Below are 13,838 nucleotides of genomic sequence, written 5' to 3'. Positions count from 1 at the left end.
ATTCCAGATGGCGTTTCGTAGAGGCTTTTGAAGAACACAACACGTATTCTTCTGCTATGCTTATAGAGCATCTGGTGAAAGCCTTTCCGTTACCCATTCAATGAATCCAAACTGATAATGGAGCAGAATTTACAAATCGTTTTACCACTCACCGTGACAAACCCACACTATTTCAAGTGCATCTGAAGCAGCATGGGATCCGCCATAAAGTTATACGACCTTTTACACCACGACATAACGGGGAAGTTGAAAGAAGCCACCGAAAGGATAATGAGCGTTTTTATGCAACTCATACTTTTTATTCTTTTGAGGACTTTGCCAAACAGTTGAAAGTGTATAATCGCAGGGATTATAACAACTTTCCTATGCGTCCATTAGGATGGAAATCTCCAAATCAGGTACTAAAGGATTATCTGGCATCTGTGTAACATATGTTTGACAAACCTACAAAATAAAAATTATTGATTATCCCTCTACGTCGCAAAATACTATTTAGCATCGGTTACAATCGGAAAGTTCATTTCAACAATAAACTCTTTTTTTTCTATTTTTGCTTCAATCTCTCCTTCCATCCGACTAACCAACTCCTTTGCAATAGATAGTCCCAATCCAGTAGATGTTTTACTTCTGGCAACATCTGCTTTATAAAATCGCTCAAATACCTGATCTATATTAATCTGTTCTGGATGTGTAACCTGATTGCTGATTCTAAGCACCGCCTGATTTTGATCACGTTCCAACACAATGCTAATCTTCTTTTCTCCATGATCCAGCCCATTTTTTATCACATTCTGGATAACACGGCGGAGTCCCTGCCTGTTTCCATGTATATACAACTGTTCTTCCGTAATCTGAATATCCGGCTGAATTTCCATTCTTACCCATTCATCATAGTATGAAAAAACTGTTTCTTTCAAAATCCGGTTCATACAGCACAATGTCAATTCCAAACTGTAAGATTCGTTTTTTAACTTTGTAAACATAAAAAGTTCTTCCAACATTTCATTCAGACTATGAATTCTTTCGTGGATAATGCTTAAATAACGTTTCTGATCCTCTATATTTTCACATTCTTCCATTAGCTGAAAATATCCGTCCAAAGATGTCAATGGTGTGCGGATATCATGAGAAAGATTTGTATAAGTGTCAGCAATCAGAGCTTCTTTCTCCTGATAATGCTGCTTCTCTTTTCTTCGCAATTCCAGAAGCTCATTCAACTTGTCAGAAAGCTTTCCTATTCCACCCACATCAAATTCATGGTTAATCAACATGTTACTGTCATGTTTCATCATAAACGCCAATTGGCGGCAGATGTTTTTCACCTGCCGCTGGTATTTCCACATAATAATAAATTGTAAGATAATAATTCCTGCTAATATCCCAATTACGATATACATCCGTTAAATATCCCTCTTTTGAAAAACAACGCTGCTTACTGATATCATCATAACGATGAACACTATTGCCACACCAAATGCCGCCAAACACTCATTTCCACTCGGATCCATAGGAAGCAGTGATAATTTTCCTGTTATCGTATACTTATAAATCTGGAAATTCTGAATTCCTATTTTTTGAATAACACTATTGATCACCCCATACACAATGGTCATTACATTCATGCTAAGACAGACAGCAATGACCATGCTGATTAAATTATTTTTCAAAATAATTGCAATCGCCATACAAATCAGCACAAGTGCATAATGAAGAGCCAGTTCAGTCACAAAATAAGATAAAATTGCCTTTGTATTTCCCCATTCCAATTCCCCGAAAACAATACCATTCGCCGCTGCCTGAAATAAGAATGCACCTGCCATTGTCAGTACCGTAAAGACAGCCAAGGCAATTGCCCTGGAAAAAATCAGAGTTCCTCTATTTCTAACCTGACCTCCTATATTCTTAATATATCCGCTACTGATATCCGCTGTTGAAAACAGAACAGTAAAAATTACCAAAAGCAGTGCATACAATTTTCCTTGGGAATTGGCAAAAAAGATATCATATACCGTCACCTTTTCTCCCGGCTCCGTAGGCAGCGTTACCATCATTCCCACATTAATATTATCCACAGTAGGTTCAGTAACCTGCTCCTGTTTCATGGCATCCTTTTCAGTCAAAAGCTCATAATCTGTTTTGCAAAAAGATGTTGTAATCAATAATATTGCTGCCAGTACGATCCAGATTACATACATACTTTTGGTTTTAAGCATCCGGTATAAATCCATTTTTATTATATTAAGCATGATCCGCACCTCCCGTCAGATTCAGAAAATAAGTTTCCAGTTCTTCACTGGTTATGGAAATTCCTTTTACCGGAATTCCTGACTTTGCAAGTTCCATATTCAACGCTGCACTTTCATTCAATCGTTCAAAAATATGAATATGCTCTTTATCTGTTACCTGATAGTTAGTAAATCCCATAGAATCCATCACCGGAATCGCCTGTTTCGGATGATCCAATGTCAACTCTATCCGTTCACTGCATTTTCTTATTAATTCTTCTCTTGTAATTTCCTGTAATAAACTTCCATTATGAATAATTCCATAATCAGTAGCAATCTTCGATAATTCCTCAAGAATATGACTGGAAATGCATATTGTCATATTCTTCTCTTTCTGAAGTCTCTGAATCGTATCTCGGATCTCTGCAATACCCTGTGGATCCAATCCATTGATTGGCTCATCAAGAACTAATAAATCTGGTTCTCCAACCAAAGCAAGACCAATTCCCAAACGCTGTTTCATTCCAAGTGAAAAATGTTTTGTTTTTTTCTTTCCCACATCCTCCAGACCGATAATTCTCAATATTTCTTCAATATAACTTTTTTTCTTTATTCCAAACAGCTTGCATTTGATATTCAGATTTTCATATGCAGTCATATCTCCATAAAGTCCCGGCGCCTCAATCAGACATCCTATCCGTGATCGAACTTTTTGCAAATCCTTTCCCTTGTATCCGAACATCTCGATTTCTCCACAAGTTGGCTTGGAAAGTCCACTGATCATCTTCAGACAAGTTGTCTTCCCAGCTCCATTCCGACCGATAAAACCATAAATAGCACCTTTTTTAATATGCATATTGACACTGTCCACAGCTTTATGGTGTCCATATTGCTTAGTCAAGTTTCTTGTTTCCAATAACATTTCGCTCAAGTTTTTCATCTCCTTTTTCTTATCTGCATTTATCATAAAGGAATAATCCTAATCAAACGCAAATAAATAGTAAAAAAAGAGTAAAGATTATAGATGAAGACGATAACCGATTCCCCAGACTGTTTCAATATATTCCTCAGATGTAACATTTTTTATCTTTTTACGAATATTGCTTATATGTACATCCAGAGTTTTTGTTTCACCCATATATGGTTCGTCCCACGCATATTCAAAAATGTCCTCTTTACTGAAAACCTGCTTCGGATTTCTGAGCAGTAATTCTAAAATCGCAAACTCCTGTCTTGTTATCTTAGGAAGTATTTTTCCACCAATGCTGACCTGAAAAGTAGCTTTGTTCAATACCATCTCTCTGAACGAAAGGTTAGATTCTTTTATTTCCTTTTCTTCTGTATGACGAAGCTGTACCTGAATTCTTGCCAGTACCTCTCTGATTTCAAAAGGTTTCGTTATATAATCATCAGCCCCACTAGTTAAAACCTTTACCTTTTCATCCAAGCTATCTTTCGCAGTCAAAACAATAACCGGAAGATTTCCCTTTTTCCGTATTTCCTCCAGAACTGCTTCTCCTGTAATTCCCGGCAACATCAAATCCAGCAACACCAGTGCATAGCTATGCTCCTGCATATTCAAAAGCAGCTTTGCCTCAGTTCCGGAAAACGCCTGCTCACAGGAATAGCCTGCTTTGGATAATGCTTCCTGAAGCAGATTATTGATATTTGTATCATCTTCTACAATCAGTATTTTCTGCATGATAGTTCTCTCCTCTATTTTACACTGTGAAAACATTATTTTCTTGCATTATACGCTTTTTCCTTTTTTCCCGCAAATCCCCCCACAGATCCCCGGAATTCTCCAGTACATAACTTACTTTTTGTTCCAGCTGAACTTATAATTTTCAGTATTGCTGTGCTTCCAAGATGCATATATCACTTTTTCCTTACCATTATGCCTTTATTTCTCCATCAGTGCTTTCGCAACCCTTATCCCGCCCACAAATAGAGCCAAACTAGAGCCATTTGATAAAATAAATGCCGGAAACCCGCATAAATACAGGCTTTCGGCATTTTAATCCGTTATTCAAACTCCCTATATATTTAACATAAATGTTAAGTGCATTCGAATTTGTATTATCTTATACTACCATTTTTATTTATTTTTCACGCTATATTTTTATTTTCATGGACAACAGGTATCATATAGGTATCACGCTTGTATCACCACAACGAATTTCTCTTGATTCCTTTCCATCACCCATGGACACTCTGAAAATTTGTTTTTTCGCTATTTTTATATTATATTGTAGCGAAATGGTTTGAGTATTCATCAGTAAGATATACTTCTACTTCATCTATAAAGCTAAACCACTATCCATTTCTGACAATTTTTTCGTCGCTTTTTTCGTCGCTTTTCCGTCGCTTTTTTGGCGACGAATTATTTTAACTTATACATTTTTGCTTTTCAAAGTGATAGTTCTGTGAATAAATATCACTTTCTTAAACTTTCTGATAATGAATTTTCAAAAGCAATAGTCGCAAACACTTTCTCTATAAAGTTTCTAATTTCGCGAACGCTCTCCAAATTTTTCATTTTTACATGTAGTCTCTCAATTATTTTTGGGTCAACAGTAATCTTATATTTTTTACAAATTTCATCTACAGCCAAATCACAAATTTGTATCTTAGAATCAATAGACAATTCTTCAAAATAAATAATCGCATTAAATCTATTGAAGATGGCTTCGCCAAGATTCTTTATAATCTCCTCACGAGACGTATAATTTGTCGTACAAATTATGATTGCGTCTTTTAATTCAAGATAGTAATTTGTATCTTCGTATATTCCATCATCAAATAACTGGTAAAATGCGCTATGAAATATTGGATTGGCCTTATCAAACTCATCTAACAAAATCACATCTGACTCACGTCCCAATAAATCTTTTGCAAAACTTTTTTCATGATGGTTTCCACCAAACAAATAATTTGAAAATTGGTTATTTTGAAACATAGAAAACTGTTGTCTGAACAGTTTTCCCCCGATTATCCCAGCTAAATATTTAGCTGTCTCAGTCTTGCCTATCCCAGGCTTTCCACAGAACAATAAAACCAACGGTTTATTACGATTTACAGAAATCGTCCTCGAATAAAGCAATGGCAATAATTCCTTCTTTACAATACCTTGTCCAATGACGTGTTCATCATATAACTGGTTAAACTTCTTGAGTTTTCCAAGAGTTATATGATTATATTTTTCATATTCAAGTTCAATAATGTTCTTTTCCGTAGGATAAAGTATTTCAAGCTGATTTCGAATCTGCTTTGGCGGATTCTGCAAAATTAAGGTATTAACATCAATTTCGCCGATAAAATTGGCAAAATTCATAATAACATGTTCTTGTACACCACTATATTCGCCCTCATCTGCAACAAGAATATCTGCAGATGGTTTCTTAGTGATATCCTCTACCATCTTGTCGGAATCACTATTCTTTGGAATATTTGCAATAAACATTACATTTTTGCGATTTCGCTCATCTAATTCATTTACTACTTCCGTTAAGCTTCGATATGACGAAGGACAATTTTTATCAAACCATTTCTTGCTCCCATAATAAATTTTAACCTTTTTCACGTATTACACCTGCCAATACAATATCATATACATCAAGTTCATTGCTCGATGACTGTTCTGGACTAGGTCCATTAATAATTTCATCTACAGAAATATCATCTTGCATTGCGCTTGTAGTTACTGTAAATTCATTTTCAATGGAGAGTTGTTCCTTTGTACATGTTCCAACTTTGACTCCATAATATACAAGATCCATTTTTGCAAGATCTGCTAGATGATATTGATTTTTAAATCCTACGATATTAAATCTCAACACATTTTTAGGTTCTTTTTCATCAAGCAAAAGCATTGCATAATATCCACGTTCACCAAGAACAGCATCATTTAATTTTTCCATATCTATTGGTATCTGATCTTTAGGCACGACATTCAAATAGGAACTATACATTCTATATAGTGCAATGGAATTGGGCGGTGCATATACACCGTCAACCCCAAATTTTTTTACATCAGGATCACTTCTTGCAGTAGAAATATAATCTGTTAAAAGCGTATTCTTTAACGTACTTCCAACAATATTTGACAGACTGCCTTGTGCATCAGTTTTAATTTCCCCAGATAATGCAGCTTTGATTACATTAAAAAGATTAAATCCACCTTTTGCTTTTGCATCTATCTCAGCTATTATTTTTGCTATCTTTTCTTTATTTTCTTCTGTTGTCCAATCAAGACGACCGCCATTTGTAATATCAATATAATCTTGAGCAGCATCTTCATCAAAATATACAACTTTCAGAAACTCTACTTTATCATCTTTACCATTTTCATTTACCATTATTAAGCCACCCCCAGTACTTTAAATACCGCATCCTTTACACCCTTATATGGGATCAGCTGAAATGCACTAATTAAATCTGGTGGAACCGTCGCAAAGTCCACCATGAATGTCTCTGGAATCAGTATTCTCTTTGCACCACTATCCTAACATACCCGCAGAGCATTGGTCAGTTCTTCCACCTTTATCATTGTTCCACTTAGTTTCTTATACCAAGTTCTTCCGACTTCGTATAATTCCAGAAAATGCTTGCTGTTTCAAAAGCACTATTATAACGATATTCTTGCAACTTTCCTTCTTTGAGCATCTCTTCTATACTCTTATATTGCTCCTTGAATTCTTCTACAGAATCAAACCCCAATATATAAACCATATTTTCCAAATGTTCCTTTGATATAAGTTTTTTTGAATATGTCGCAAACATTCCCTGATAAGGGTCTCCATTATATACATATGTTATCGGAAACCATGCCCAATCTTTCTCATAATTCTTAATAATCAAAGATGCACTATGGCAGAACAAATCTCCAGACACAAATTCTTCTTTGTTACAAATATCTATATTAAGATTTTCAATCCATAAAGAAGCGGTACCACTATAGTATTTTTTATCGTCTCTCTCACAAACTGCATTATTTAAATCCGCATTACAAGTGTAAAAACAATTATAACTGTCAGCATCCTCATTAAAACGAGAAGTTCCTGCAAAATATGTTTTATTAAGGATATATCTTAAAGCATCCTTTGTTTTTCTCTTCAAACAATAAGCCACTACATATATAAAACACTCATGCACCAAGGTCTTCTTTAAATTCACAAAATTCGTTTGTTGTTTTCTGATTCCATACATCAATTCTTCCATAAATGACGCAATCTGCTTATATCCTTCTTGCACATATTCTGAGCTTTTTACAAGAAAAAGGAACTCATCTCTAAAGGGTTTTAACTCGAGATAACGTGATATTATTTCAGTCTCCGTATATTCAAAATCCAACAGTTTGCTTTTCAAATCCTGCAAGTTCTCTTCAAATTTATTTTTCTTTACATCATCACTTGCCGTTCCCCGAAAAAAATCACCAGACACCCTAGATTTGTATGATACTTGCGGTACATCTTCAAGCCAAGCTGGAGGGGAACCTAAGTCAGGCTCCTTATAAGTATCAATGCCGTAAAGTGAACGCACCATTCGCTGATACTCTGTATCATATGTATCCGGCGTTGATAAATCGAAATGTAAAATGCCTTTTAAATACCGAGGTTTACACACATTTCCATCTATATCTCTTTCAAAAACAACCGGTATAAACTTCCTCTGTTCTACCTTATTGTATACTTCTGACGAAATAATCTGCGTTTCTGTCCCAACACCTCCAGCTCTTTCGTTTGCTTTCTTTGCATAAATAGGATCCATCAAAATCAAAACATTGGTAATGCTTTCATCCATAACACTTTTCTCCATAAAAGAGAACGTATCATTGCCTTCTTTTAGCTGCCATTTATCAAAAACGACATCCACTCCATCACCTTTAAGATTTGTCGCTAAAGCAATAACCTTCTCATCATGCTCCTGTGATCCCCACGCATAAGAAATAAAGACCTTAGGTTGTTCAATTCTACTCTTCATCTTTCTTTATCCCCCTGTATAACACTTATTCTTACTTAAACCTTATCTGCAAATTTAACTTAATAAACATCTCTCCATTTTTCTCATACAAACTCATATACTCATGCCTGCTTGTAGATGCTCTTTCAAGATATGTGTTATCCAACAAATATTGCTCGAAAAAGTTTCTGTTATATATGTGATATGCGAGTATCTCTCCATCCGCCTTCACAATAATGTATCCACCGTTTGCTTCATCTAATCCATCCCAAGGCTTTGCCGGTTTCATTCCCAATGCACAGGAACAAAGAAATTTTTTGAATTTATATGTATACATCATCGGATCGCCATACCCCAGAGGATCTCTGTCTCCAAGCATATCTACAAGCTTGTCACAGTCCTTCACATCCTCTGTATAGAAATATAGCAACATATTTCCGATAATCTCAGGCATACTGCTGTCTACCATTATCAGATTTCTTTTGAATCCGTCATGGTTCATTCCCCAATACTGAATTTTGCCACCAAGCTCAGCTATTTTTGACATTTTATCCTTAATCTTGGTTCTGGTATCTATAGCGTTAATTTCTTTCGCCTGTTCCATTGATATTCCTGTAACTTTGTAAATAAAGTTCGTTGTAAGTCCTGCATTTAGTAATGTAGGCGGATTGCCAACCTCTGACTTAATTGAAAATCCTACATTTCGAATAAAATTTGTATGTATGTCCTCTATCTGCATAGAAATATCTGTTGTATCAGCAGACGGAGCCTTTATCTTCGTAACTTTTATACCATTCGCAAAATTAGCTATTTCTTCTAATTCAAAACTTCCACTATGACCAGCTATTTCTTCTAAAAGTTCGTTTGCCTTGTTCGTCATTTCAGTTCGGTCTACAGATATAATCTTTTTAGACTGGATTTCAACGCTGATCTGACTATCCTGAATCACATAATCAACAACTTCACCCTTTGTTTCTTCTCTCATAATCTTCAAAATCGGATAATATACTTCATCAATTTTTTCAACCTTTTCATTTGCAGCATATACTCTCCCCTGCCCGAGAAGCTTCATAAATGCATATAATTCTGACCATTCTCCCTTGTTTCCCGACATTCTTCCATCTTTATTTGCCATTCTCCAACACCCTCCTTATCTCCTTAGCTATTGCCTCAATAACATTAACTGTTACACTGTTTCCTAACTGCTTATACAAATGTGTGTCTGCCAATTCAAGCTTAAAGTCATCTGGGAATCCCTGCAATCTTGCCCACTCTCTTGGCGTCATCTTTCTGATTCCCTCTCTGTTGACTTCCCCCTTTATGTGTGTAACAGGTGTAAAATCAGTCAGCCGATTATCAATAATCAAATTTCTTTCACGCCCCATTCCACCACATACAATTGCACCTGCCTTACCGTCAAGATCTCTTATCTCATATCCAAAACCGTTACCTTTTGCTTCATGACGTGCCTTATGTTTTTTCAAAGTATCAATATATACCGTTGAAAGATAATACTTCACACTAACCTCATTTTCTTCCATAATATCCCTGATACAGGTATCCGGATTTGTAGGCTCAGGGAACTTAAAGTCACTACTGTCGATATCATTTCGGAACGCAACAATATATATACGTTCTCTGTTCTGAGGAACACCAAAATCTTTACTGTTCAGTACCTTGTCATACACGGTATAACCTATTTGTTCAAAGGCTTTTTTGATAACCATAAATGTCCTTCCCTTGTCATGGATGGTAAGCCCCTTTACATTTTCACAAAAAATGACTTTAGGTTTATGAAAATCACATATTCTTACAACATCCTGGAACAAGGTTCCTCTGCACATGCCCTTGTAATCATCATCAAATCCCATACGCTTTCCGGCAAGCGAAAATGCCTGACACGGGAATCCGGCAAGGCAGATGTCAAATTCAGGAATGTCTTTTTCATCTATTTGGGTAATGTCACCTGCAATATCAAATTTATCACGATAATTCATCTTGTAAGTCTTCTGTGCAAATTCATCCCATTCGCTTACAAATACAGTCTTAATCTTCTTTCCAAACGCCTTGTCAAAACCTTTTCTAATTCCACCGATACCGGCAAATAAGTCTATTGATTTATACATGTCAAATCTCCTCTATTTCAATATCGTAATCATCATATTTCTGTTCTGATATAACTTCTTCTATTACCCGTACACACTCTTCTGTATTCTTCATAATATCCTTTCCCCAGAAACGTATAACAGTCCATCCTAAAAACTGAAGTTGCTTATTTATATCATCATCACGCTGTTGATTCTTTGATATCTTTTCAATCCAAAACTCTGCATTTTTTCCTTTTTCCAATTGTGGCTTTAGCACTTTCCAGTCTTTTCCATGGAAAAATTCACTATCACAGAAAATAACAATTTTATATTTAGTAAGTACAATATCCGGCTTACCTGGCAATCCTGCATAATTCTTTCTATACCGGTATCCACGTTTCCACAATTCCTTTCGAAGCTTCAACTCTATGGAAGTATCCTTCGACTTAATGTTCTTCATATTTTTATGACGTTGTTCTTTAGTCAGTCTGTCCACTTCACTCACTCCGATTCATCAGGAACAATTTCCAGAATATCTGCTACATCACATCCCAGTGCGACACATATCTTAAGCAGAATATCTGTATTAACATTTTCGTTTCGTCCAAGTTTAGCAATGGACGCATTGCTTATTCCTGCCTTTTCAGCAAGATCCTTTTTCATCATATCTCTGTCTATCAACAGTTTCCATAATTTCTTATAACTAATCTTCATTGTATCCTCCCAAACAAAACATATGTTCGTTTTTATATAATATCATACCACAAGCAACAAGGCAAGTATTTTTTGATAATTATTTGTGAGTTCTCACACTTTATTATCCGTTTAGCTAATCATAGAGGAAGACACACAGGACGCACACAGAATCCAACAGGGTCTATGGGTCTAATCATAATCTGTTTTTGCGTTAGACGTTCAGAGATTAAGATGTATCATCTGGCTATATCATCTAAATCGCCCACTCCTATACCCTATAAATTATCTGCTCCCTCACTATCTCCTCCGCTCTCATCCTTATATTATTCATCCGTCTAACCCACTCCATCTGGTCCGCAGCTTTAAGTTCTTCCGTCACGCTCTCAACTCTCGCCATCTGCTCCACCAACTGGTCAAATGCCTTCTCTGACCGTTCCTGAACCGCCAGCAGATGTTTCATAAGTGTGCCATTCAGCACCATACCTGTATAAATCCCCTTGTGCCATTCCTTCAGATAACTCTGTCTCATCAGTCCGAACTTTCTAAGCTCACCCTCCGGCTCTAGATTTGCCACAATATTCGGTATCAGATAATCTCCATTCTTCTCATACATTATGTTCATAAATACCTCTCTTTCTCCGACCATCCCGATCTGTCTGCTCATGCCTTGCTCTTGCCTCTGCATTCTTCCTGTCTATCCTTTCCTGCATAGTTTCCTGTTCCAGTTTTCTCGTCAGATTCAGAAACTCATGCAGCAGATCCTTCTCCGTCAGAAACTTCTTCATTTCTTTTATACGATTTGTGAATTTCTCCACCCGTGTTTTCAGATAATCCACGGTCTTCTCAAGCTCGGCTATCTTTGCCTCATACTTATCCAGCAGCTTGTTTCTTGTAAGTGCTTTCTCAAATGTCGCCACGATCCTGCTCCATTCGGACTTCTTGACCTTGACATACTCCTCGCCGCCGAATATGAATTTGACAGGCGTTGCCGCTGCCTTTACTATCTTGACCTCTGCTGACACTTCCTTTGATATCTTATCAATCCCATCGGCTCTGATGCCGTATTTATCTATTCTATCCTGTTGCACTTTCTCCTTTGCTTCGAGCTGCTCTATCTGTCCGGCAAGCTCTACCGCACGTTCCTCCAACTGTTCCACATCGGCATTTAGTTTCCGGGCTTCAACTTTCAACTGTATATTTTCATGCCTCTGCTCCATATTATTTTCCTTGATCTTATCTGCCTGATCTTCCAAACCTTCAACCTTCCGCATAGCCGCCTTGTACTCCGGCAAGGTCAGATTATCTCGGCTAATTCCGAGAACATCTATCTCTATTCCCTGCTCCCGGCAAAGTTCCGTCAGATATTCACGTTCCCGCTTCTGCCATGCAACGGTTTCATTCTCATTCCGGCTCTTTGCCTTATCAAATCCCATCTGCTGCAACGCCTTTGTCAGACTGTTCCGTGTCTCCATGCCGGACTTGTATCCGTACGCCACCGGGATATAATCCATGTGCAAATGCGGTGTCGCCTCATCCATGTGCAGCACACAGTTGAACAGATACAGGTTCGGATTTCTCTCCTGAAATGTCTGTGCGTATTTTTCAAGAACCTTCGCCGCCTTTACGGCTTCTTCTGTCATGCAGCCGTTTTTATCTGCAACTGCCGTATCATTTTTCGAACCAATCTGCACCACATTCTCATAAAATATTTTCTCTTTATTTTTGGAATTTCTGATCTCTGTAATATAGTCATGCTTCTGTCGGTCTTTTCGTTTCTGCCTGGCATTATAGTCATTTAGTGCCTGTCCAAAACAGGTATCGTAAGCTGATTCTATGCTCTCTTTCACATAAGTTCGGTTCCAGTCCGTCCGCTCCGGCACTACGTTATTGCTGATGAAATCTCTGTTGTTGTGGCTGATATGCCCTCTGCCTTTTACAAACGATATCGTCTTTCCCACTGCTTCTCACCTCCAATCTCTTACTCTCAAACTTGCCAAGGTCTTGTTACTTCTGACAGAAGTAACGCCTTATTAGTTTTGACACTACGCATCAAAACCAGGCGCTCTCCGAGGGCTCTCATGCGCCGAGGGCTTCTTATGGTATGTGTCTGCCTACACCTCTATTCATCTCTTCCGTCTACACATACACGGCTTTTCCTTAACCATATCTACGAGGGTGTGCCACGCCCCCGTTTTCTATAATTACGGAAATTCCATATCGGATAACCACCACGCTGCCAATGCACATGTAAGCGCACATCTGCCACCTGTGCCACGATTATCCAATGTCACTCCTTATACCCTTGCTCTGACATATTCCAGATCCCCGCAATAAGGAGTGCCAACGAGATACCAGTCATGACTGCCATCATCGTTCCAGCACATTTCCATGCGTGTCTGCACCCATTTGTCATCTACCATGACCTCAAGTCCCTCCCCGCAGTGAAATCCGCTGTGCTCCCACAGATCTGACACAAGCAGTCCATATCTGTCATTTACGCTGTTATATCCAAGTCGTCCTGTTGCCATATTGCATTACCTCCGTTTTACCATCTGAAACTGTCCCGCATTCCAATACAGTCAAGATATTCTTTTCGCGCCTGCTCCCGATCCTGTTCTGTTTGCGCTGTCTTGTATGTCGTGTAAAGCTGTCTTTTTACCATACTGTCAAGCTTGTTTTCCAAGCCTTTCTTTATAGCAGTCGCTTCTGATGGCATATCACACAAATGATATTTCACCAGTGCTATAAACAGCATTTCCGGTATCTGTACCTGTTTCATATCTGCCTCCTGTACGTCTCATATATCAAGACCGCAACATTGCAGTGTCTATATATATTGCAACCTTGCATGGTTCATCTCCGCAATTTC

Annotated in this window: 16 protein-coding genes; 1 reads left to right on the top strand and 15 read right to left on the bottom strand. The window is 37.6% G+C overall.

Going from position 1 to position 13,838, the window contains the following annotated elements; all coding sequences use genetic code 11:
- Positions 1 to 176: 176 nt before the first annotated feature.
- A complete protein-coding gene (locus DWW85_RS12945; RefSeq protein WP_242996116.1) occupies positions 177 to 428 on the top strand; it encodes an integrase core domain-containing protein in 252 nt (83 codons plus the stop codon).
- 60 nt (positions 429 to 488) lie between these two features.
- Here DWW85_RS12945 and DWW85_RS08645 read toward each other — a convergent pair whose 3' ends face one another.
- The 15 genes from DWW85_RS08645 to DWW85_RS08570 all read right to left on the bottom strand — a co-directional run bounded on the left by DWW85_RS08645 (position 489) and on the right by DWW85_RS08570 (position 13,748).
- On the bottom strand, positions 489 to 1,292 hold the full coding sequence (locus tag DWW85_RS08645) for a HAMP domain-containing sensor histidine kinase (RefSeq protein WP_347470676.1): 804 nt from the start codon (positions 1,290 to 1,292) through the stop codon (positions 489 to 491).
- Positions 1,293 to 1,400: 108 nt separating this feature from the next.
- Positions 1,401 to 2,246: an ABC transporter permease gene (locus tag DWW85_RS08640; protein ID WP_117808341.1), complete on the bottom strand. Its 846-nt coding sequence runs from the start codon at positions 2,244 to 2,246 to the stop codon at positions 1,401 to 1,403.
- Positions 2,239 to 3,192 (bottom strand): ABC transporter ATP-binding protein, encoded by a 954-nt coding sequence (locus DWW85_RS08635; protein ID WP_117808340.1) that lies wholly within the window; start codon positions 3,190 to 3,192, stop codon positions 2,239 to 2,241. Before DWW85_RS08635 ends, DWW85_RS08640 begins: the two co-directional genes overlap by 8 nt.
- A 51-nt stretch (positions 3,193 to 3,243) precedes the next feature.
- Entirely contained in the window at positions 3,244 to 3,963 is a 720-nt protein-coding gene (locus DWW85_RS08630) for a response regulator transcription factor (protein WP_117808339.1), read from the bottom strand.
- A 699-nt stretch (positions 3,964 to 4,662) separates the two neighbouring features.
- Positions 4,663 to 5,808 (bottom strand): AAA family ATPase, encoded by a 1,146-nt coding sequence (locus DWW85_RS08625; RefSeq protein ID WP_117808338.1) that lies wholly within the window; start codon positions 5,806 to 5,808, stop codon positions 4,663 to 4,665.
- Positions 5,795 to 6,583 (bottom strand): DUF6414 family protein, encoded by a 789-nt coding sequence (locus DWW85_RS08620; RefSeq protein WP_117808337.1) that lies wholly within the window; start codon positions 6,581 to 6,583, stop codon positions 5,795 to 5,797. Before DWW85_RS08620 ends, DWW85_RS08625 begins: the two co-directional genes overlap by 14 nt.
- 199 nt (positions 6,584 to 6,782) lie before the next feature.
- Positions 6,783 to 8,207, bottom strand: a complete 1,425-nt coding sequence (locus DWW85_RS08610; RefSeq protein WP_117808336.1) for an SEFIR domain-containing protein — start codon at positions 8,205 to 8,207, stop codon at positions 6,783 to 6,785.
- Between the two features lie 31 nt (positions 8,208 to 8,238).
- Complete coding sequence (locus DWW85_RS08605) at positions 8,239 to 9,321, bottom strand: HpaII family restriction endonuclease (protein ID WP_242996114.1); 1,083 nt, start codon at positions 9,319 to 9,321, stop codon at positions 8,239 to 8,241.
- Complete coding sequence (locus DWW85_RS08600) at positions 9,311 to 10,312, bottom strand: DNA cytosine methyltransferase (RefSeq protein WP_117808335.1); 1,002 nt, start codon at positions 10,310 to 10,312, stop codon at positions 9,311 to 9,313. Before DWW85_RS08600 ends, DWW85_RS08605 begins: the two co-directional genes overlap by 11 nt.
- 1 nt (position 10,313) lies before the next feature.
- The gene (locus DWW85_RS08595; RefSeq protein WP_242996112.1) at positions 10,314 to 10,733 is read right to left on the bottom strand and encodes a very short patch repair endonuclease; all 420 of its coding nucleotides are present in this window, start codon (positions 10,731 to 10,733) and stop codon (positions 10,314 to 10,316) included.
- A gap of 41 nt (positions 10,734 to 10,774) precedes the next feature.
- The gene (locus DWW85_RS08590) at positions 10,775 to 10,987 is read right to left on the bottom strand and encodes a helix-turn-helix transcriptional regulator (protein ID WP_117808334.1); all 213 of its coding nucleotides are present in this window, start codon (positions 10,985 to 10,987) and stop codon (positions 10,775 to 10,777) included.
- A 250-nt stretch (positions 10,988 to 11,237) separates the two neighbouring features.
- Entirely contained in the window at positions 11,238 to 11,633 is a 396-nt protein-coding gene (locus tag DWW85_RS08585) for a TnpV protein (RefSeq protein ID WP_242996110.1), read from the bottom strand.
- Positions 11,575 to 12,927 (bottom strand): plasmid recombination protein, encoded by a 1,353-nt coding sequence (locus DWW85_RS08580; RefSeq protein WP_117808333.1) that lies wholly within the window; start codon positions 12,925 to 12,927, stop codon positions 11,575 to 11,577. Before DWW85_RS08580 ends, DWW85_RS08585 begins: the two co-directional genes overlap by 59 nt.
- Positions 12,928 to 13,263: 336 nt before the next feature.
- A complete protein-coding gene (locus tag DWW85_RS08575; RefSeq protein ID WP_117808332.1) occupies positions 13,264 to 13,497 on the bottom strand; it encodes a DUF5348 domain-containing protein in 234 nt (77 codons plus the stop codon).
- A 17-nt stretch (positions 13,498 to 13,514) separates the two neighbouring features.
- A complete protein-coding gene (locus DWW85_RS08570; protein ID WP_117808331.1) occupies positions 13,515 to 13,748 on the bottom strand; it encodes a complexin-2 in 234 nt (77 codons plus the stop codon).
- Between the last annotated feature and the right edge of the window lie 90 nt (positions 13,749 to 13,838).

The organism is Clostridium sp. AF17-21AC, assembly GCF_003461365.1.
Classification (GTDB): Bacteria; Bacillota; Clostridia; order Lachnospirales; family Lachnospiraceae; genus Coprococcus; species Coprococcus ammoniilyticus.
The sequence above is the reverse complement of the archived record's forward strand: the minus strand, read 5'-3'. Positions and strand labels throughout refer to the sequence as shown.

What these genes read in the sequence shown, in the direction of transcription:
- DWW85_RS08610 (WP_117808336.1), bottom strand. Translation starts at nt 8,207, where the DNA reads ATGAAGAGTAGAATTGAACAACCTAAGGTCTTTATTTCTTATGCGTGG.
- DWW85_RS08605 (WP_242996114.1), bottom strand. Translation starts at nt 9,321, where the DNA reads ATGGCAAATAAAGATGGAAGAATGTCGGGAAACAAGGGAGAATGGTCA.
- DWW85_RS08645 (WP_347470676.1), bottom strand. Translation starts at nt 1,292, where the DNA reads ATGATGAAACATGACAGTAACATGTTGATTAACCATGAATTTGATGTG.
- DWW85_RS08640 (WP_117808341.1), bottom strand. Translation starts at nt 2,246, where the DNA reads ATGCTTAATATAATAAAAATGGATTTATACCGGATGCTTAAAACCAAA.
- DWW85_RS08630 (WP_117808339.1), bottom strand. Translation starts at nt 3,963, where the DNA reads ATGTTTTCACAGTGTAAAATAGAGGAGAGAACTATCATGCAGAAAATA.
- DWW85_RS08595 (WP_242996112.1), bottom strand. Translation starts at nt 10,733, where the DNA reads ATGAAGAACATTAAGTCGAAGGATACTTCCATAGAGTTGAAGCTTCGA.
- DWW85_RS08635 (WP_117808340.1), bottom strand. Translation starts at nt 3,192, where the DNA reads ATGATAAATGCAGATAAGAAAAAGGAGATGAAAAACTTGAGCGAAATG.
- DWW85_RS08600 (WP_117808335.1), bottom strand. Translation starts at nt 10,312, where the DNA reads ATGTATAAATCAATAGACTTATTTGCCGGTATCGGTGGAATTAGAAAA.
- DWW85_RS08585 (WP_242996110.1), bottom strand. Translation starts at nt 11,633, where the DNA reads ATGAGCAGACAGATCGGGATGGTCGGAGAAAGAGAGGTATTTATGAAC.
- DWW85_RS08590 (WP_117808334.1), bottom strand. Translation starts at nt 10,987, where the DNA reads ATGAAGATTAGTTATAAGAAATTATGGAAACTGTTGATAGACAGAGAT.
- DWW85_RS08620 (WP_117808337.1), bottom strand. Translation starts at nt 6,583, where the DNA reads ATGGTAAATGAAAATGGTAAAGATGATAAAGTAGAGTTTCTGAAAGTT.
- DWW85_RS08575 (WP_117808332.1), bottom strand. Translation starts at nt 13,497, where the DNA reads ATGGCAACAGGACGACTTGGATATAACAGCGTAAATGACAGATATGGA.
- DWW85_RS08570 (WP_117808331.1), bottom strand. Translation starts at nt 13,748, where the DNA reads ATGAAACAGGTACAGATACCGGAAATGCTGTTTATAGCACTGGTGAAA.